Origin of the sequence: Olivibacter sitiensis DSM 17696, assembly GCF_000427965.1 — a bacterium.
Taxonomy (GTDB): domain Bacteria; phylum Bacteroidota; class Bacteroidia; order Sphingobacteriales; family Sphingobacteriaceae; genus Olivibacter; species Olivibacter sitiensis.
Genome location: NZ_ATZA01000005.1, coordinates 121,988 through 142,437, shown reverse-complemented (window position 1 = coordinate 142,437; position 20,450 = coordinate 121,988). Strand labels below are relative to the sequence as shown.

Annotated in this window: 18 protein-coding genes; 6 read left to right on the top strand and 12 right to left on the bottom strand. The window is 46.2% G+C overall.

Features of this window, described 5'->3' with window-relative positions:
* Window positions 1-20 precede the first annotated feature (20 nt).
* Window positions 21-191, bottom strand: a complete 171-nt coding sequence (locus A37S_RS27420) for a hypothetical protein (RefSeq protein ID WP_169719437.1) — start codon at window positions 189-191, stop codon at window positions 21-23.
* A gap of 89 nt (window positions 192-280) precedes the next feature.
* Here A37S_RS27420 and rlmD point away from each other — a divergent pair, with 89 nt between their 5' ends.
* The 3 genes from rlmD (at window position 281) to pyrH (ending at window position 3,080) form a co-directional block, all read left to right on the top strand.
* Complete coding sequence (gene rlmD, locus A37S_RS0104725) at window positions 281-1,708, top strand: 23S rRNA (uracil(1939)-C(5))-methyltransferase RlmD (protein ID WP_028295985.1); 1,428 nt, start codon at window positions 281-283, stop codon at window positions 1,706-1,708.
* A gap of 21 nt (window positions 1,709-1,729) precedes the next feature.
* A complete protein-coding gene (locus tag A37S_RS0104720; protein ID WP_028295984.1) occupies window positions 1,730-2,125 on the top strand; it encodes a hypothetical protein in 396 nt (131 codons plus the stop codon).
* A gap of 247 nt (window positions 2,126-2,372) precedes the next feature.
* Window positions 2,373-3,080 (top strand): UMP kinase, encoded by a 708-nt coding sequence (pyrH, locus tag A37S_RS0104710; protein ID WP_028295983.1) that lies wholly within the window; start codon window positions 2,373-2,375, stop codon window positions 3,078-3,080.
* Window positions 3,081-3,189: 109 nt separating this feature from the next.
* Here pyrH and argH read toward each other — a convergent pair whose 3' ends face one another.
* The 11 genes from argH to A37S_RS0104655 all read right to left on the bottom strand — a co-directional run bounded on the left by argH (window position 3,190) and on the right by A37S_RS0104655 (window position 13,533).
* Complete coding sequence (gene argH, locus A37S_RS0104705) at window positions 3,190-4,521, bottom strand: argininosuccinate lyase (protein ID WP_028295982.1); 1,332 nt, start codon at window positions 4,519-4,521, stop codon at window positions 3,190-3,192.
* A 64-nt stretch (window positions 4,522-4,585) separates the two neighbouring features.
* Window positions 4,586-5,647, bottom strand: coding sequence for a M20 family metallo-hydrolase (locus A37S_RS0104700; RefSeq protein ID WP_028295981.1), 1,062 nt, complete (start codon window positions 5,645-5,647; stop codon window positions 4,586-4,588).
* Between the two features lie 47 nt (window positions 5,648-5,694).
* Window positions 5,695-6,072, bottom strand: a complete 378-nt coding sequence (locus A37S_RS0104695) for a four helix bundle protein (RefSeq protein ID WP_028295980.1) — start codon at window positions 6,070-6,072, stop codon at window positions 5,695-5,697.
* 50 nt (window positions 6,073-6,122) lie between these two features.
* Entirely contained in the window at window positions 6,123-6,932 is an 810-nt protein-coding gene (proC, locus tag A37S_RS0104690; protein ID WP_028295979.1) for a pyrroline-5-carboxylate reductase, read from the bottom strand.
* Between the two features lie 78 nt (window positions 6,933-7,010).
* Window positions 7,011-7,793, bottom strand: a complete 783-nt coding sequence (argB, locus tag A37S_RS0104685) for an acetylglutamate kinase (protein WP_028295978.1) — start codon at window positions 7,791-7,793, stop codon at window positions 7,011-7,013.
* A gap of 18 nt (window positions 7,794-7,811) precedes the next feature.
* Entirely contained in the window at window positions 7,812-8,780 is a 969-nt protein-coding gene (locus tag A37S_RS0104680) for a Rossmann-fold NAD(P)-binding domain-containing protein (protein ID WP_028295977.1), read from the bottom strand.
* Between the two features lie 124 nt (window positions 8,781-8,904).
* Window positions 8,905-10,041, bottom strand: coding sequence for an aspartate aminotransferase family protein (locus tag A37S_RS0104675; protein ID WP_028295976.1), 1,137 nt, complete (start codon window positions 10,039-10,041; stop codon window positions 8,905-8,907).
* 210 nt (window positions 10,042-10,251) lie between these two features.
* Entirely contained in the window at window positions 10,252-10,473 is a 222-nt protein-coding gene (locus A37S_RS28265; RefSeq protein ID WP_051292720.1) for a four helix bundle protein, read from the bottom strand.
* Window positions 10,474-10,494: 21 nt separating this feature from the next.
* Window positions 10,495-11,532: an N-acetyl-gamma-glutamyl-phosphate reductase gene (argC, locus tag A37S_RS0104665; RefSeq protein ID WP_028295975.1), complete on the bottom strand. Its 1,038-nt coding sequence runs from the start codon at window positions 11,530-11,532 to the stop codon at window positions 10,495-10,497.
* Between the two features lie 19 nt (window positions 11,533-11,551).
* Window positions 11,552-12,748: an argininosuccinate synthase gene (gene argG / locus A37S_RS0104660; protein WP_028295974.1), complete on the bottom strand. Its 1,197-nt coding sequence runs from the start codon at window positions 12,746-12,748 to the stop codon at window positions 11,552-11,554.
* Between the two features lie 104 nt (window positions 12,749-12,852).
* On the bottom strand, window positions 12,853-13,533 hold the full coding sequence (locus A37S_RS0104655) for an N-acetyltransferase (protein ID WP_028295973.1): 681 nt from the start codon (window positions 13,531-13,533) through the stop codon (window positions 12,853-12,855).
* Window positions 13,534-14,138: 605 nt separating this feature from the next.
* Here A37S_RS0104655 and A37S_RS0104650 point away from each other — a divergent pair.
* The 3 genes from A37S_RS0104650 (at window position 14,139) to A37S_RS23615 (ending at window position 20,423) form a co-directional block, all read left to right on the top strand.
* Entirely contained in the window at window positions 14,139-17,204 is a 3,066-nt protein-coding gene (locus tag A37S_RS0104650; RefSeq protein ID WP_028295972.1) for a SusC/RagA family TonB-linked outer membrane protein, read from the top strand.
* Window positions 17,205-17,227: 23 nt separating this feature from the next.
* Window positions 17,228-18,805, top strand: coding sequence for a RagB/SusD family nutrient uptake outer membrane protein (locus tag A37S_RS0104645; RefSeq protein ID WP_028295971.1), 1,578 nt, complete (start codon window positions 17,228-17,230; stop codon window positions 18,803-18,805).
* 124 nt (window positions 18,806-18,929) lie between these two features.
* Entirely contained in the window at window positions 18,930-20,423 is a 1,494-nt protein-coding gene (locus A37S_RS23615; protein WP_084163751.1) for an arabinan endo-1,5-alpha-L-arabinosidase, read from the top strand.
* Window positions 20,424-20,450 lie beyond the last annotated feature (27 nt).

Genomic DNA, 20,450 nt, shown 5'->3' with positions numbered 1-20,450 from the left:
GTTTGCTTATGAGACGCGATTTATTGCATTATTCCCTTTTGGTCGATCGTCGTTTCGATTTTAAGCCCCATATTAAGATGTCCTTTTGGGCCTGGATGCTCTGTCTGCTGTTCCTCAAGTAGCGATTTGTTTTTGCTGTGCCTTTTCCGCAAAGGTCTTTTGTCCGAGGGGAGGCCATCCGATGCGCCCATATTTCCATTTTTATTTATCCTCGCAAAGCCGCATGGCCGCAAAAGGGGAGCGATTTTTTTGGAAAGAAAATCGTATTTTTGCCCCTTGCATGGGAAATAGAAAACCTCGGGAAAACAGGCTTATAGAAAACCTTTCGGTCATCGATATAGCAGAGGAAGGCAAGGGCGTTGCCAAGGCAGATGAGCTGGTATTGTTCATAGACAAGGCCATTCCTGGCGATGTAGTGGATGTATCGCTGTACAGGAAAAAGAAGAATTTTGGAGAGGCAAGCATAGTGGCTATCCGACAGGCATCACCTTACAGAACGGAAGCCTTTTGCCAACACTTTGGCACCTGCGGGGGCTGTAAGTGGCAGCATATGGACTATGCTGCGCAGCTCATCTACAAGCAGAAGAGCGTGGAGAATGCCCTCAGCCGCATCGGCAAGGTGGATATAGAGCCCATGGAAAGTATCTTGCCATCGGCACAAACACGCTACTATCGCAATAAGTTGGAGTACACCTTTTCCAACAAGCGCTGGCTCACGGCAGCGGATGTGTCCTCGGGCGAGCAGCACGAGGATATGGACGCACTGGGCTTTCACGTACCCCTCCGCTTCGACAAGATACTGGACATAGACCACTGCTACCTACAGGCAGATCCCTCCAATGCCATTCGCAATGGACTGAGGGATTTTACCAAGCAGCATGCTATCAGCTATTATGACCTGCGCCGGCACAGCGGCGCGTTGCGCAATCTCATGATCCGCACGTCTACCACGGGAGACCTCATGGTGGTGGTGGTGTTTGCCTACCCCACCGAAGAGGAGATCGATTTGGTGATGGAATACCTGAAGGAAGGTTTCCCTGCCATCACCTCCCTGCAGTATATCGTCAATCAGAAGAAGAACGATACTATCTTCGATCAGGAGATCGTTTGTTACCATGGGGCGGAGGACCATATCTTCGAGCAGATGGGCGACCTTCGTTTCAAGATAGGTGCCAAGTCTTTTTACCAGACCAACTCGGTCCAAGCGTATGAACTCTACAAAATAGCAAAGGATTTTGCCTCGTTCACAGGCAATGAAAAGGTGTACGACTTGTACACAGGGGCAGGCACCATCGCCAATTTCGTGGCGCGCGATGTGACAGAGGTCATCGGGGTGGAGTATGTACCATCTGCCATCGAGGATGCTTATATCAATTCGGAGATTAATGGCATAGAAAATACCAAGTTCTACGCAGGCGACATGAAGGACGTGCTGGTACCGGCCTTCATTGAGGAGCACGGCAAGCCCGATGTGGTCATCACCGATCCGCCAAGGGCGGGCATGCATCCCGATGTGGTGGCCAGGCTGCTGGAGATGGAAGCACCCAAGATAGTCTACGTGAGCTGCAATGCCGCCACGCAGGCCAGGGATCTGGCGCTGCTATCGGAGAAATACATGGTAAAAAGAATAAAACCCGTAGATATGTTTCCTCATACCCAGCACGTAGAGAATGTGGTACTATTGGAACTCGCAACTGACAACGCATAACACACAACACGCAAGGCATATATGGATTTAGAGGAATTGATGTCATCACAGGCAGGCGGCGATGGGCAATCGCCCAAGAAGGATAGTCCCTTGAGGAGTCTTCAGAAAGACCTTGATTTTTACAAAGAGTCTATTAAGGAGGTGGCTATAGAGATCGTGGCCGAAGGACTGTCTGCATATCCCATCTTCATTGCGCACCAGCATGAGGTGAGCGTTGGCGAGCTTATTTTGGACCGCAACGAGCTAGGCACCCAGTGGACTATACAAGCCTCCACGCTAGAGGAGTTTGTGGAGATTGGCCTTATCAAGCCGGAGCGGAAAAAGGCCTTTGAGGCAACCTACAAAAAGCCCGAGGACTATATGTGCCTATTCGTCATCGTACCCGAAGGGGCCAATTTCGTGTTCTATCCTTATTAGGAATTTGCAGCAATTGCCGAAGAGCAGACCGGCCTATCTCCGGTCGAAGCGTTTTTTTATTTATAGCCTCCGCCTTTCCAAAAAAGCTATATCTTTGTGCCTTGATGAGAGGCCCTATCGGTGTATTAATAGAAGATTTCAAGAATCAAATGAAATATTCGTCATTCCCTCTACAAGTATACAATGAATGTTACTTGTCTACCATCGCAGTTAATCCTATGGCCTTTAATAAGCAAATTAAACTCAAATGAAATTCAAGCGTATTTTACTGAAACTAAGTGGAGAAGCACTAATGGGGGCTAAGCAGTATGGAATTGATATCGATCGTGTGGCACAATATGCCGAGGATATTAAGGCGGTACATGACGCTGGAGTAGAAATAGCCATTGTGATAGGTGGCGGGAATATTTACAGAGGCTTGAGTGCGGAAAAGGCTGGGATGGACAGGGTACAGGCCGACTATATGGGTATGCTCGCAACTGTGATAAACAGCATGGCCTTACAGGATGCCCTGGAAAAAATAGGCCTTCGTACACGTTTGCTCACAGCGATAAAAATGGAGCAGATCTGTGAGCCTTTCATTAGGCGTAGGGCGGTGAGGCACCTGGAAAAAGGAAGGGTCGTTATTTTCGGTGCAGGAACCGGCAATCCGTATTTTACTACAGATACTGCAGCTTCTTTAAGGGCCATCGAAATCAATGCCGATGTGGTGCTGAAGGGTACGCGTGTAGACGGTATCTATACGGCAGATCCAGAGAAAGATCCAGAGGCTACTAGGTATGAGAAGATTTCTTTTCAGGAGGTGTATGACCAAGGTCTTAACGTCATGGATATGACTGCTTTTACGCTGTGCCAAGAGAACAAGTTGCCCATTATAGTTTTTGATATGAATAAGCCGGGCAATTTTAAGAGTCTTGCCGAAGGTGAAAAGATAGGCACTATTGTAAGAGATTAATAATTAAGCAAAGAAGGCTGGATTTACCCAGCCTTCTTTGCTTTGATCGGAAATTTTCGCCTATTCTCAGTTTTACGTTCTATAGGCTAGTTAAACGCTATACATGCGTTTATTCTATCAATCTCTTTAGCGCGGAATTCACTTTGCTAAAGCCAAATTCATCTACGATTTTGTAGAACATATGTCCAATTTCTTTATTGTAAAGATTCCCTATGCTGCCTTCGTGTGTGTGGTTTACTTCTTTTAAGGGCTTAAAATGGCCATGCTCAATATCATAGCCTACATTCTTGTAAGCATCTCTAAAGGGAGTGCCATTAAGCACCTGTTCATTGACCACATCTACACTAAAGAGATAGTCATATTTGGGATCGTCCAAGATATGTGCGTTGATGCGAATATTTTTCAGCATCAGGGTCATCATGTCAATACAGTCATTAAGCGATCGGAATGCTGGGAATAATCCTTCCTTGAGCAATTGCAGATCGCGATGATAGCCAGCAGGAAGGTTGGTTGTGATCATCGCTATCTCGTTTGGCAAAGACATTATTTTGTTACTCCTGCCTCTGATGAGTTCAAAGACGTCTGGATTTTTCTTGTGAGGCATAATGCTGGAACCAGTGGTAAGGTTATCCGGGAAACTGATAAAGCCAAAATTCTGACACATATATAAGCAGGAGTCCATCGACATCTTGGCCAGTGTCGCGGCAATAGAGCTCATAGCCTGTGCTAAGATGCGCTCTGTTTTTCCCCTTCCCATCTGCGCGTAGACTACGTTGTAATTAAGGCGTTCAAAGCCCAAGAGTTCTGTGGTCAGAGACCTGTTTAATGGGAATGATGAGCCATAACCAGCGGCAGAACCTAGTGGATTTTTGTTGCATACCTTCCATGCCGCTAGCATAAGTTGGAGATCGTCGGCCAGGCTTTCTGCATACGCGCCAAACCAAAGGCCAAAAGAAGAAGGCATGGCAATTTGCAAATGGGTATAGCCTGGCATTAATACGTCGCGATGTCGATTGCTGAGATCTATTAAAGTGTCAAATAAAACGCTGGTGCTCTTTACGATATGTTCAATGGCATCACGAAAATACAGCTTTAGATCTACCAATACCTGGTCATTGCGCGAGCGGCCACTGTGTATTTTCTTGCCGGCATCGCCTATGCGCTCTGTGAGCAACAATTCTACCTGGGAATGCACGTCTTCGACATGCTCGTCTATGACAAACTGGCCAGCCTCTATTTCCCGGTATATGTTTTTGAGCTCCTTTTGGATGGCTTGTAGATCCTTGCTACTCAACAATCCGATACTTTGCAGCATTTGCGTGTGCGCCAGGGAGCCCAGTACATCAAATCTGGCGAGCATCAGGTCCAGCTCGCGGTCATTGCCCACGGTAAAGCGTTCAACCGAACTTTCTACGTCTGTTTCTTTTTGCCAAAGTTTCATAATTGTTTAGATGTGAGATGTGGGATATGAGGTATGAGACACCTGACATCCAACATTCTGTTGCTTAATAAACGATTTTTTTCAATATGTTGATATACAATTCAATTCCTTCTCCTATCTCGGCAAGATAAACAAATTCATCGGCACTATGCGAACGGGCAGAGTCTCCGGGGCCCAACTTTAAGGAAGGAATGTCCAATAAAGCTTGGTCGCTGGTGGTTGGTGAGCCATAGGTAGTTCTGCCAAGGGCTATGCCCGCTTGTACGATGGGATGTTCCTTGGGAATGGAAGATGGCTTCAAGCGGGTGGAGCGGGCTTTTACCTGGCAACCCACATGCTCACTAATGATCTCGAGTACCTCTTCATTCTTATAGGCGTCGGTTACCCTGATATCGACCACAAAATTGCAGGTGGCCGGAACCACATTGTGCTGAGAGCCCGCGTTAATGACTGTCACGCTCATCTTAATAGGGCCAAACTCTTCGGAAACTTTGGGAAATCTATAGTTTTTGAACCATTCGATGTCCTTGATGGCTTTATAGATGGCATTGTCCCCCTCTTCGCGCGCGGCATGGCCCGGTTTGCCGATAGCCGTGCAGTCTAGCACCATCAATCCCCGTTCGGCAATAGCCAATTGCATAAGAGTAGGCTCCCCTACGATGGCAAATTCTAACGGTCCCAGATCGGGGATGACCAGCTCAAGTCCATTCGTCCCTGAGATTTCTTCTTCGGCCGTAGCGGCTATACAGAAGTTGTATTTCAGATTTTCTTGCGGATAAAAATACAGGAAAGTGGCTATCAAGGAAACGAGACATCCTCCCGCGTCATTGCTCCCAAGTCCATAGAGTTTTCCGCCTTCAATATCTGGCGAAAAGGGGTTACGTGTATAGCCTGTATTAGGTTTTACGGTGTCGTGGTGTGAATTGAGCAGTATTGTTGGCTTGCTATTGTTGAAGTGCTTGTTGTAAGCCCATACGTTATTTAGCTTGCGATGGGTCTGGACGCCTCGTTGCTGCAAGAAGCGTTCTATTGTTGTCCCTGTCTGCTGTTCTTCTTTGCTAAAAGAGGGGATGCGAATGAGATCACGAAGGAGGTTGACGCTATCTTGTGCCAGTTTTTCAATCATTTGATTTACGATTTACGATTTACGATTTTGGATTTACGATTTACGATTTACGATTTACGATTTGAAGTAGCCGATTGTCTAATTCTTAATGTATTGATAGAGGCCACAAAAATAGAGAGTAATTCATTGCCTTCTTTCCATAACAATTGAATAGTATCTCTTTTTTCATGATTAAATTCCGCCAGCAATTCCAGAAAAAACAATGTCTCGTCCAGTTCTTCTTCCACAATCTTTAGTTTATATAAAAAGTCAGCATTAGACTTTGCTCTGCATGCGGCCCTATAGTTTGCCCCTACAGAACTAGAACATCGCGTGATTTGATTAGAGTAATTTCTATTAAGTACGTTATACGGTAATTCCAAAACCAATTTTCCAATGTCAACGGAAAACTTCTTTGTGCGGTTTTTGAGTATGTCGCTATTCATGTGACGCTTACCTAAATCTAAAATCGTACTTCTACAATCTAAAATACCAATTAATCTTTGTTTTCGTAAAGTCCTCCTGCTTTCAAAGCCGATAATTTGATGCCCTTGATGAATGCGGAGCTGAAGCCGTTGTGCTCCATTTCGTTGAGTCCGGCAATGGTACATCCCTTTGGAGAGGTGACCTTATCGATTTCGTGCTCTGGATGGCTTTGGGTCTGCAACAGCAGGTCTGCGGCTCCCTTGGCCGTCTGCACGGCCATCTTGAGGGCATCATGGGCGTGGAAGCCTATTTCTACTCCTCCTTGCGAAGCAGCCCTGATGCTTCGTAGGAAAAAGGCTATACCACAAGCGCATAGAGCGGTGGCAGATGTCATGAGGTCTTCGTTGATAATAACGACAGCACCCACTGTCTCAAACATTTTCTCTACCTCATCGATGTTGTCTTGGCTCGCGTTGTCGGTGGCAATACAGGTCATGGATTGGCCAATGGCAATAGCTGTATTGGGCATGGCGCGTATTACCTGCACATTGTTTCCGAGTTCATTTCGTACGTCAGCACAGCTGACACCAGATACGACAGAGACAACAACTTGTTTTTCTGGGGATACGGATGGTTTAATCTCTTCCATTACCTTTTTCAACTGTTGTGGCAACACCGCCAGAACAATAACATCGGTATTAAAGATAGCGAGTCTATTGTTGTCGCTTACTTTAAAGCCGGCTGCCGCTTCGCCGTTCAATGATTTAAGGTTCCTCCGCGTCAAGGTGATATCCGCAGCTTGACAGTATTGCTTTTCCACTAGACCTTTTGCCAGAGACAAACCTATGTTTCCACTTCCGATAATGGTTATTTTCATGATATTTAGATTTGAGATATGCGATTTAAGATATAAGACCGAGCTTTCTTGATACTTGAGTCTTATGTGTTGATACTACAATTAGCTATTAACAATAATAGTCCCCACGTTTTCGTCCAAAATGTCGTCAGCATGTTTGATGATGATCCTGGCGACTCCATTACCCAAAGCGTCAAAGGCATTGTCTAGTTTTGGTATCATACCGTCGGCGATTATGCCTTTGGCTTTCAGTATAGGATAATTTTCCTTATTTACTTCAGATATAAAAGAGTTATTGTCCTTTATATCCATTAGCACGCCTTTCTTTTCAAAGCAATAGGTCAGCACAGTCTCAAAATAAGAAGATAATCCTACAGCTAAAGCAGATGCAATGGTATCGGCGTTGGTATTGAATAGCTGGCCTTTGCCATCGTGTGTAATGGCGCAGAATACGGGGCAAAAGCCTAGTGAAAGCAAATCGGTTATGCGTTTGCCGTTAACGGACTTATCCGTAATATCCCCTACAAAGCCGAAATCGACCTTTTTTATCGGTCGTTTAATAGCCGAGATGCTGTTTGCATCTGCTCCGCTCATTCCAATGGCATCGGTACCCAAGCCCTGCAGCTGAGCAACGATCTCTTTGTTTGTAAGGCCGGCATATACCATGACAACCAATTTCAGCATCGCTTCATCCGTCACGCGTCTTCCCTCTACCATGATGGCTTCTATGCCCATGTCTTGGGCCATCTGGGTAGCGATCTTACCTCCTCCATGTACCAATATTTTGTATCCAGCCAATTGATGAAAATTCGACAGGAATTTTTTTAAGGCATCGGGATTGTCGATGATATTGCCACCTATTTTGATAATGTTCAGTTTTTCCACTTGCGCTTGCTGTATCGCCTATTGCGTTTCCAAAATTCGTTTCAGTACTACTTGTGCTGCCCATACCCGGTTGCCCGCTTCTTGTATCACTACGGAATTTGGCCCGTCCAATACGGCGGAAGCCAATTCCAGGTCGCGCCTTACGGGCAGACAGTGCATCACTTTGGCATTGTTACTTACCTTCAATTTTTCTTCATCGGGCATCCAGCCTTCTCCACCTATGAGTATCTGCCCGTACTCATTGTAGCTCGACCAATTTTTGACATAGATAAAGTCGGCATCTTGGAAAGCCTCTTGTTGGTTGACCGTTATATTGGCGCCTTGCGTAAATTCCTCGGCAAGTTCATAGCCTTCGGGATGCGTGATGGTAAAGTCGAGTAATCCCTGAGCTTGCGCCTTGCACATCCACTCGGCAAATGAATTGGGTACCGCTTGCGGCAGCGGCTTCACATGCGGAGCCCAGGTAAGCACTACTTTGGGTTTTTGCCTCTCCTTGCCTTGCCAAAGCTCCGTAATGGTGATCAGGTCGGTAAGGCTCTGCAAAGGATGTCTCGTGGCACTTTCCAGACTGATGACCGGCTTTCCACAAAACTTGACGAACTTGTTGAACAGGTCTTCACTGTAGTCTTCAGCCCGATCCTTGAGTTTTGGGAAAGAGCGTATACCCAGCACATTACAGTATTCGCCCATTACGGCGGCTGCTTCACGGATATGTTCTACCGTAGTGCCGTCCATTACCACGCCGTCTCTTGTTTCCAGTGCCCACCCGTCCTTGTCCATGTTCATGACCATGACGTTCATACCCAAATTGGCAGCAGCCTTTTGCGTACTCATGCGGGTACGGAGGCTTGGATTCAGAAAAATCAGACCTAGCGTTTTGTTCTTTCCAAGTGATTGATAGGCATAAGGTGCCGCTTTCAGGGCTAACGCCTCGTCTACTATTTCTTTGAGCTTATCTACATTATGTGCCGAAAAAAAAGTATTCATAATTCAAGTAAAAAGTAAAATTCAGAAGTAAAAAACTAATTCTCTCGTAGAGCCTTTTTGCGGTTCTGGATGTTAGCGCAGCGCATTTGAAAGAGCATCAGGCTTGATCCACCGGCGGAAAGCATTATGCTTCATCCAGTCTTTCTTTCAGCGCTTCCAAGAATCGATCGGCATGTTCTTTCTTCAGATTCAAGGCAGGCAGCAAACGAATGATATTAGGCTTAGCTTCGCCCGTAAATATGCGATTTTTGAACAAAAGGTCTTTCTTTACGCTCGATAATTCTTCTGGAAGGTCGATACCTATCATCAGTCCGCGGCCCCGTATTTCCCTGATCTTGTCAAAGCCTTTCAATTCCTCGAATATATAATTACCCAAGCTAAGGGCGTTTTCGATCAAATTTTCTTGCTCCATCACTTCCAGTACGGCCAAGGCTGCCGTGCAAGCCAGGTGGTTGCCACCGAAAGTGGTGCCTAGCTCGCCAAACCAAGGCTGTATTTTGGGTGATATGGATATAGCTCCGATAGGAAAGCCGTTGCCTATTCCCTTGGCCATGCTATATATATCGGCGTTGATGTCCGCATAGTCGTGCGAGTAGAACTTGCCCGAGCGGCCATAGCCGCACTGTACCGAGTCGGCAATAAAAACGGCACCGTATTGCGTGGTCAGCTGGCGTATTTTCTGCAGAAAACTTTCGCTGGCCACCTTGATGCCGCCCACGCCCTGTATGCCTTCAATGATGACCGAAGAAATTTCATTGCCATATTGCTGGAAAGCATTTTCCAATGCTGCTTCATCATTGAAAGGCAGAAAAATCACATTGTCCGTCTCGTTGACAGGAGCCACGATCTTGGGATTGTCCGTAGCGGCCACTGCCAGGGAAGTACGACCGTGGAAGGCTCCCTTAAAGGCGATGATTTTCTTTCTTCCATTGTAGAATGAAGCCAATTTAAGTGCGTTCTCGTTGGCCTCGGCACCCGAGTTGCAGAGGAAAAGCTGGTAATCCCCTTTGCCCGATACCTTACCCAATAGCTCGGCCAATTGCGTCTGCAGAGGGATCTCTACCGAATTGGAGTAAAAGCCAATCTTATGGAGCTGGTCCGTAATACGTTGGATATAATGGGGATGACTGTGGCCAATGGAAATGACCGCGTGGCCTCCATAGAGGTCTAGGTACTCGTTGCCTTGGGCATCCCAGACGGTGCTGCCCTGTCCTTTGGCAATTTCGATGGGATTTATGGGATATACGTTGAAGAGTTTCATTTTTTTGTGAGCTAAAAGACTAAAGCAGAAAGACTAAAGCCCCTAGTCATTCAGTCCAGTCTCGTGGTTAATATTTTAATTTTCCGGTCTCAAACGCCTGATTAATCCAATCATCATGGCCTTGACTTCGGCAGTGTTTTATTCCTTTCAGAAAATTGGTTTTCATCAATGTAATCTAAATCCTTCGCAAGTAAGCAGGCATATTCCAGTTCATGAATAGAGCCCATTATCTAGAAAATGAGCGAAATCCTTTTCTGTTCTACGGCTTGCCCCTTCCACGATATTCAATGGAGCAGAGTAAGCAGCCCTTTTCAATTGATTGTGTAAATCATATCTTTCATGTAAGGAAAACGAAGGCAATACATTGCTGTATATATGAAGGACCATTAAGTGGGCCTTTTTCCAAACTTCCAATTTCTTATAATGTCTCATTACACAATCTGTTTTAGTCTATTAAAAAGCTGTCCCCTTTAACCGAAGTCCAGTGGCCTCACCCAAACCAAACACCAGGTTCATGTTCTGAACGGCTTGCCCGCTTGCACCTTTCAACAGATTATCTATGATGGTGGTGATGAACAATTTGTTGCCGTGCTTTTCCAAGTGGATGAAGCATTTGTTGGTATTGACCACTTGTTTCAAATCGATGTTTGTCTTGCTGATATGCGTAAAGGGCTGTTCGGCGTAATAGTCTTGGTAGATGGTTTCTATCTCTTCCAAACTCTTGTCGCAATCGAGGTAAATGGCCGAGAATATGCCTCTTGTGAAATCGCCCCTTTGTGGGATGAACAGTAGGCGTTCTGCGGCATTTTCCAATAAACTATCCCTGTCATTGGGCAAGAACCCTTGCTGCAATTGCTCCAGGCTCTCGCCTATCTCCTGCAAATGCTGGTGGTTAAAAGCCTTATAGACCGATAGGTTATTGTTGCGCCAACTGAAATGTGAAGTAGCTCCGGGTTTTTGCCCTGCTCCGGTGGAGCCTGTAGTGGCGTTGATATTGACTTCTTTTGGTAGGAGCTTGCTGGCGGCCAAAGGCAGCAAAGCCAATTGGATATTGGTGGCAAAGCAACCTGGATTGGCGATATAGTCGGCACTTTTTATCTTTTCTTTGTTCAGTTCGGGAAGCCCGTACACAAAATCTTTTCCTTGGTAAGAGGTATTGGCAGACAACCGGTAGTCTTGCGAAAGGTCGATAATCTTGATGGGGCTGGGAATGGTATTAGCTTCCAGGAATTTCCTAGCATCACCATGCCCTACGCAAAGGAACAGCACAGGGTTTTCTTGTCCCGCCAGTTTCTCAAGGTCAAAATCGGACGAAAACAGCAGGTCGGTATCGCCCAAAAGATCGGTATGTACGCTATGGATAGGTTTGTCGGCATTGCTGGCACTATGGGCAAACAGGATTTGTACGTGGGGGTGATGGACCAGTATCCTGAGCAATTCACCTCCCGTATAACCTGCCGAACCGATAATACCCACATGGATGGTTTGCATATCGTGTTTTGCTTGGAGTTTATTCTTCTACTTTTCCGTTCACCTTGTGCCAGATGACGATCTGGTTTCCGAATATCTTGGAGAAACCCTTTACGTCATCGGCCGTCCAGGTATTGTTCATTTCGCCATAGCTGCCAAATTTGTTGGACATAAGGTCATTTTCTGATTCGATACCGATGAGATTGAAGCGGTAAGGCAGCAGCTCTACGAAGACCTTTCCGTTTACCTGTTCCTGTGAACTGGCCAGAAATGCTTCTATGTCCCGCATCACGGGATCGTGAAATTGGCCTTCATGCATCCAGTTGCCATAGAAAGAGGCCAATTGGTCTTTCCAGCTCAATTGCCATTTGGTAAGCGTATGTTTTTCAAGTAGGTGGTGTGCTTTAATTAGGATGACAGGTCCAGCCGCCTCGAAACCAACGCGGCCCTTGATGCCTATAATGGTATCGCCTACGTGGATATCGCGGCCAATGCCATAAGGCTGTGCGATGGCCTGTAGCTGTTGGATAACCCTTACTGGACCCAATCGCTCACCGTCTAGGGCTACTGGTTCGCCTTTCTCAAACTCGATGGTCACACGGCGAGGTGCAGTTTCCGTGGCTGGTGTAGGCCAGGCGTCTTCGGGCAGCGTGTCATGAGAGGTTAAGGTTTCTTTTCCACCTACAGAGGTGCCCCATATCCCTTTGTTGATGCTGTATTTGGCCTTTTCGGCATTATACTCTACGCCATGTTTGTGTAGGTATTCTATTTCCTGTTCGCGGCTTAGTTTTAGATCCCGTATGGGCGTAATGATACCGATATTTGGGATGAGAATATTGAATATCATGTCAAAACGCACTTGATCGTTGCCGGCGCCCGTGCTGCCATGGGCTACGTAATCAGCACCAATTTTTTTGGCATAGTTGGCAATGGCGGTAGCTTGACATACGCGTTCTGCACTTACGGATAATGGATAGGTAGCATTTTTGAGAACATTGCCGAAGATGAGGTACTTGATGCTGTCATTATAGAAGTTTTGGGTTTCATCCACCGTAGCATGTGAAGCTACTCCCAGTTCATAAGCTCTTTTCTCAATGTGTTGAAGCTCCTCTTCGGAAAAACCACCTGTATTTACAATCACGGAATGAACTTCCAGCCCCCTGTCCTGCGCCAGATAAATGGCGCAAAATGAGGTATCCAAACCTCCACTAAATGCTAAAACTACTTTTTCTTTCATCTCCTTTTTCTGTTTGATGGCCATTTTCCCATGGCGATCCCTATTGTTTATTGGTTAATTTTATGAACGATTTTGTTATTTATCTTGTGAGTCTTACCTTCTATCTAGGAGAAAGACAACATCTTTGTAGATCGCCTCAAACTAAGCTCGATACGTTTTAAGAGCGAATGCTTTTTCTGCATGCCTTTCAATCTTTCTTTGGCCTTAGCTTTCATCTCGATCTTTTCCTGCAGTTCTTTTTTCTTTTCTATCGGATCCCAGAGCATGGCTGTGCACATGCAGTTCTTACGATCCTTGCTCATCAGGATATCATAGTTGACACAGCTTTTGCATCCGCTCCAAAATTCTTCATCCTGAGTGAGTTCCGAATATGGAACGGGTTCATAACCTAACTCCGAATTAATCTTCATAACCGCAAAGCCCGTGGTAAGCCCAAATATCTTGGCGTCGGGATATTTTTCCCTAGAAAGTTCGAAGATACGTTTTTTGATCGCCTTGGCAAGGCCCTCCTTTCGAAACAATGGGTTGACAATAAGTCCCGAATTGGCCACGTAGTCGCCATGACTCCAAGTTTCAATATAGCAAAAGCCGGCCCAAGTGCCGTCCTTATGTAGGGCAATGACCGCTTTGCCTTCCAGCATTTTTTTAGCAACGTATTCAGGTTTGCGTTTGGCTATACCCGTTCCACGTGCTTTGGCTGATTCGGACATCTCGTTACAAATTTCTTCTGCATAGCCAATATGCGATTCATTTGCAGGGATAACAATAAAATTTGAATGGTTCATTACAGTAATGACACGTATGAAACAAGCTAGTTTTAAATCTTCCTTTGAACTAGGTTGTTCCGATGGATTGTTTACAAAATTTTTGTTTTTTTTAACTTAGGACTGGACTTGTCCAAGTAATTAAAGACCGCGAGAGTGTATGCCCCAATCAAGCCCGGGGCATAAAGGGTCGTCGGGAGCGTAAGATGAGTTTTGGGAAATGGATGCTATTACGAGACACCGAAACCACGTGGTTATTCACAGGGTTGTTAAATTTGATGATATGTAACTGGCTTGTTTCCACAGCGTTTATTTGTTGGATACAAATGTATTAATATTTTTTTCTTTTTTGCAAGTATTATTTTTCTTTTTGTATAAGATCGGGTTTCACTTTCTGTTTACACTTTTACACTTCTTTGGTTTCTCTTTTTAACGCTCTTCCTTAAGACAAAAGTAGTCTAAGGCCTTTTTATGGGCTTGTTCAAATAGATGAAAATCAAAATTTTATTAGTTAAATGTTTTTTAGACACTTTTTATTAAGTGTTTCTTGTACATTTAATAAAAAGTGTCTACCTTGCTTCCATATTTAATGACGGTTTTAGCCAGCCGTATAAACCTATAATACAATGAAAAATAAACTACAAGGAACTTGCAGATTAAAATTCGTGGTTTTAATGCTGTTTCTCATCCAGATCACAGCTGTTGTCCAAGCGCGGCAACGGGCGGTTAGAGGTGTTGTAACGGACCAACGAGGGGAACCGATGTCCGGGGTAAGCGTCCTTTTGAAGGGAACCAATACGGGAACCAAAACGGACGAATGGGGAGCGTACACCTTAAGCGCTCCTGCTAATGGTACTTTGGTGTTTAGCTTTGTAGGACACCTGAGTAAGGAGGTGACATTGGGGCCTCAATCTGACATTCATGACCTAAGCTTATCAGAAGACCTTACCTCATTGGATGAGGTGGTAGTGGTGGGATATGGTACGCAGCGTAGGGCCGATATAACTGGCTCTGTTGCAATAGTAGAGATGACCGATGCCAAAAAGCTTTCTACCAATGATGTGGGCAATATGTTGCAAGGAAGGGTTGCCGGGGTATCAGTGACCAGTGATGGACAGCCAGGTGCTTTTCCGCAGGTGAGGCTGCGAGGTATTTCTACCTTCGGAAATGCCGATCCGCTGTATGTAGTAGACGGTATTCCACTAAGTGGGGTTCCCCGTGAGCTCAATCCCAACGATATTGAGTCCATGCAGGTGTTGAAAGATGCGTCTGCTGGTGCCATCTACGGATCACGTGCTGCCAATGGCGTTATCATCATCACGACCAAGCAAGGTAAGAAGGGTACACCATTGAAAGTAGACTACAGTGCATACTACGGCTTTGACAACATATGGCAAATTATGCCGGTCACCAATGCACACAATTATCAGGTACTGAACAATGAAGCGCGCTATAATTCAAACAACAAGCCCCTGGCACCGGGAAATGATCCCAATTCGCCCCGTTTTATTACCGATGTAGATACCGACTGGCAAAAGGAGGGACTGAAAACCGGAACAAGGCATAACCAAACCCTGAACCTGAGCGGCGGTGGGGAAAGCAGCACCTACAATGTATCCTTTGACCTATTTGATAATAAGGGAACCTTTGTGGGGAATGGGCCCGATTACAAACGCTATACCGGCCGTGTCAATACCACCCAGGAAAGGGGACGGTTTAGGTTCGGGCAAACAGTAGCCTATGCGCACTCGAAGGAGAATGCACTGGTGACCGGCGACGGTATCCTGGCGGGCGGTAGGCCGCCGCTGATCAACGACCTGGTTTTTGCCATCCCTACCATGCCGCTCTACGATCCAGCACGTTTGGGAGGCTATGGCGGTACCGCCAGTGACCTGCATGATGCTATTTCCTTAAACGGCATTGGTTTCAATGAATTGATTACCAACAATGCGACGGTAGGACGCCTTATTACCAACTTATGGTCGGAGGTAAACCTGCTTAAAACAGGCAACCATTCCCTGAAGTACAAATTGAATCTGGGTTATGATATAAACGAAGTAAGGGATTATACTTTTACGCCGACGTTTAATCTGGGTTATTTCTTTATCAATGATATTGCCCGCTTATCGGATAACCACCGGAAATACGAAAACCAGCTCATAGAGAACACGTTGACATATGATCTGACCTTGGGCGAGCACTCCATCTCCTTATTGGCTGGACAGATGTACCAGAAAAATTCTTATTGGCTCACCCAGGCTTCGGGTGTAGGCTTTCAGGATGAAAACTTTGCTTCTCTACGCAACGCACAGGAAACCAATGCCAATAGCTGGGAGGAACATAATGCTTTGGCCTCTTATCTGGGCAGGTTCAATTACAACTATGACGATAGGTACCTATTTACCGCTACCGTACGTAGGGACGCCTCCTCCAAGTTTGCCTCGCAACATAGAGTGGGCTACTTCCCTTCGTTTGCGGCAGGCTGGCGCTTGTCCAACGAAAGTTTTTTCCCTGATACGAAGGGTGCGATTTCCGATTTGAAACTAAGAGCAAGCTGGGGGAAACTGGGAAATGAAAACATTGGCAACTACTTGTATCAGGCTGTAATAAATCCCGCCGTCGTTTATACTTTTGACGGGCAACGCATACTGGGAGCTATTCAGACCAGTGTAACCTCGCAGGACCTGAAGTGGGAAGAACGCATCACCAGCAATATAGGGTTTGATGCACAGCTGTTGAATGGTAAGTTCGATTTGTCGGCTGAGTACTATAATAGCGAAAGCCGCGATATTTTGGTACCTATTCCCATTCCCTTGACCGTGGGCTCAATTAATGCCGCGCCTATTGTAAATGCAGGAACCTTGCGCAATAGCGGTGTTGAGTTTACACTGGGATACCATAAAACACAAGGCGATTTTACCTTTGATATAGCGGCTAATCTTACCACCATCAAAAATAAGGTGCTGAGCTTGGGCGAAAATGTGCAATCGAGGATTGATGGTGCCTTCCGTACGGAAGTGGGCAAGGAAGTGGGACGCCACTATGGATTTATAGCCGATGGTATTTTCAAATCGCAGGAAGAAGTGGATGCACATCCCTACCAGTTTGATGGAGCTTCGGTGGGAGACGTAAGGTACCGAGATATCAATGAAGACGGTGTTTTGGACGATAACGACCGTACCGATCTGGGAAGCGGCTTACCTAAATTCAATTATGGCTTGAACTTTACGGCATCCTATAAACGGTTTGACTTTACATTGTTTGCTTCCGGTGCTGGCAAATACCTTATAAACAGTCGTCTGTACCGCGATTTGATGCACAGTGGTGGCGATGCCAATTATCACCAGGACATGTTAAATCGCTATACATCGGTCAATACGGAAACCAATATCCCCCGCCTTACCTGGGCCGACCCTAACCGCAACTGGGAGAGCTCCAATAGAGAGGGATGGCTGCAGGATGGTACTTTCTTGCGGATCAATACAGTTTCCTTGGGTTACGCACTGCCTCAGAATTTGATCCCGTCCGTTTCCAATACCCGTATTTATGTGACCGCACAAAATCTCCATACTTTCCAGAAATATAAATCCTATAACCCTGATTATGCCTACGGCGTGTTTACGCCTGGGCTGGACAACGGTTCGTTCCCTAAACCAAGGACCATCCTTTTCGGGGTGCAGGTAGGATTTTAATGGTTAATCTAAAAAGCAAGAAAATGAAAAGATCATGTATCAATATGTTTATGGCAGCATCGGTATTTCTCTTTGCCTGCGATAAAAAACTGGATTTGTACAATCCCAACTTTCCCGTGACCGAAACATTCTGGCAAACGCCTGCCCATGCCGATGCAGGCGTGGTATCTGTTTATAATGCCTATGCACTGGAAGGAACCTATACTCGCTCTTTCCCTGGACTTAGTGACAGCCGAGGCGATGATATGCAAGGCAACAGCCCTTGGAGCGATTTGGAATTGGTGGGACGTTTTACCATTCCCAGCAATTCGGCACCTGTAGAATGGGTGTGGAGAGACCATTATTTGGTAGTGAACAGGGCCAATCAGGTATTGCGATATGTGCCCGATATTGCCGACGACCTATTTGAGGCTGGGCACAAGGGAAGAGTGTTGGGGCAGGCTCATTTTTTAAGGGCACTGGCTTATTTTAACCTGATCAATACGTATCAAAAAATACCCTTGGTGACAGAACCACAAACTACCGCCGATGAATATTACCCAGAGACGGCAGCACCAGAGGCCGTATGGAACCAGATCATAGATGACCTGAAACAAGCCGAAGGTTTATTGCCGATAAGTTACGAGGGAGTGACGGGTCCCGATGCCGGACAAAAGGGGCGGGCCACGAAAGGAGCTGCTGCCGGTCTGTTGGCCAAAGCCTATCTGTATACCAAAAACTACAACGATGCTGCCGTACAGCTGGAAAAATTTGTAGCGGCTGGAGGTGAACTCAATGGAGTATATTCCCTGATGCCTAATTACCGAAGCAACTTTAACACAGTGAACGAAAACAATGCCGAGTCATTGTTTGAAATACAGTTTACCGCAGAAGGAGGAACCGATGGAAACTGGACAGGCGAACCCAATGCCAATTGGAGGCAATTTTCAGCTGTGGCGGTTACCTATGCGGCTCCAGGAGAAACGTGGGGAGGATATAGTGACTACGAGCCTACCCGCTCCCTGTACAATGCATTTAAATCAGAACAAACAACGGACGGCAGAAGCGACCCCAGGTTGCTGGCAACCATTACTTCTTATGAGCCAGCCGATAATTCTACCACGGTTTACGGGCTGCCGTGGCCGTATAGTGCTACCAACCTTATTTATGTCAGGAAGTACACCTATGACGGGCTGGGGCTTATCCAAAAAGAATCTTTTGAAACAGGGGGAATCAACTACCGCATACTCCGTTATGCCGATATTCTTTTGATGTATGCAGAGGTTCTGAACGAGCTGGGGCGTACCAGCGAGGCCTATCCTTATATTCAGCAGGTAAGGGATAGGGCACGCTTACCTGTGCTGTCGACGATAAAGCCCAATCTCTCACAAATACAGATGCGGGATCAAATAGCCCATGAAAGATTTTTGGAATTTGCCATAGAAGGACAGCGAATCCATGATATCATTCGCTGGGGTTGGCTATACGACCCTGCAAAGTTGGCACAGCTGAGGGAAAGAGATTCCGATTTCAATAGCTGGAGACCCGGAAAGGAATATCTACCTATTCCGTTCAGCGAATTGAATAACAACAGAAACCTTTCACCCAACGATGCAAACTAAGGTCTAAAATGATATCGTTTGCTCTATTTACAGCGGAAGGAAGGAAGGAATTGATGATAGTTTTATTGGTTAACAATGTATTGAAATAAGCTCCATCTGACCGATGGATAAAAATTATTTACAGATGAAAAAGTGCTTAAAATACGTGGCAATTGTGATAGGGGGAGCGATTTTTTTTACTTCCTGCGTCAAAAATGATTTCGAAAATCAGCCACTTACGGAAACGGACCCGGGGATTTTTGCTCCGAAACCATTCGACATAGATAATATTACGGATACTTACGGGCATATTGCTAGTTATGCGTATACGGGGCAATGGGGGCCTTACAATCTGCATGACCCATCCGTTATAAAGGAAGGCGAATGGTATTATTGCTATAGTACGGATGTAGCCTATGGCCAACAGCTGCGTCCCGGCATCATGGTAAGGCGTTCGCGTGATTTGGTAGAATGGGAATATAGAGGATGGGCGCTTGATGGTCTGCCCCAGCAAGCTGTCGATTTCATACAAGGCCAGGGGACCAATCCCAATGAAGGTATTTGGGCTCCCTACATCATGCAGGTGGGCAATGAATACCGCTTGTACTATTCCTTAGCCTCTGATGGCTTTCGCGTGAGTGCCATCGGCCTGTTGACCGCTACTGCCCCGGAGGGACCTTGGACGGAAAGCGGCTTGGCGGTCACCTCCGTAACCGCAGGACCCGGCACCAATGCCATCGACCCCTCCGTGGTAGTTACCCCGGGAGGCGAACACTACATGTACTATGGCTCTGCCTGGGACGGCCTGTTCGTGGTGAGGTTAGATCCCGCCACGGGTTTGGCCGCTACAGCGGGAGATCAAGGGACGTTGATCGTGAGAAGGGGCATGACCAACGGTTTGTACAACGGCAACCTGGAAGCGCCGGAGATCATTTATAATGCTGAGCAGAACAAGTATTACCTCTTTGTATCCTACGATTGGATCGATACCAAATACAATGTACGGGTATTCCGATCGGACAGCCCTACCGGGCCTTTCCTGGATTGGGACGGACAGCCCGCCACTACTTTTGCCGATAACAATGCGCCCATGATCCTGGCACCTTATGCTTTTGAAGAGCACGCAGGGTGGCAAGGAGTAGCCCATTGTGCCGTTTTTAAGGACGATGCTGATCAATACTACATGGCCCATCAAGGACGACCGCAAGTCGATAGGTTCTTTATGGTGATGCATGTACGCAAAATCCAATGGACACCGGAAGGATGGCCTTTGGTGCTGCCCGAAAGGTACGCCAACGTTCCGCAATCGGAGATTACCAGCGATGATTTGATAGGCGCCTATGACCAGATCGTGCAAGGTTATGTCACGGTACCCGGCTATGCCGATGAACAGGTTGATCCCAATATCAACTATTCGTTCATCAGCGAACTCCTTGCCGATGGCACCATCAATGGAGATGGCAACAACACTTGGAACTATCAAGCCCCCTGGTTAGAGTTAAGCTGGGCAGGTGGCGTTTTTGTCGATAGGCTGTATGTGGCCCGCGAAAGGGACTGGGAGCATAAACTCTCCTCCACCATCGTGATGTCGGGATTCAATGGCGGAGGCCTGTCCATCTGGTTGAAGAAACGACCATAAAAAACAGATAATAAATAAATGTTTTTT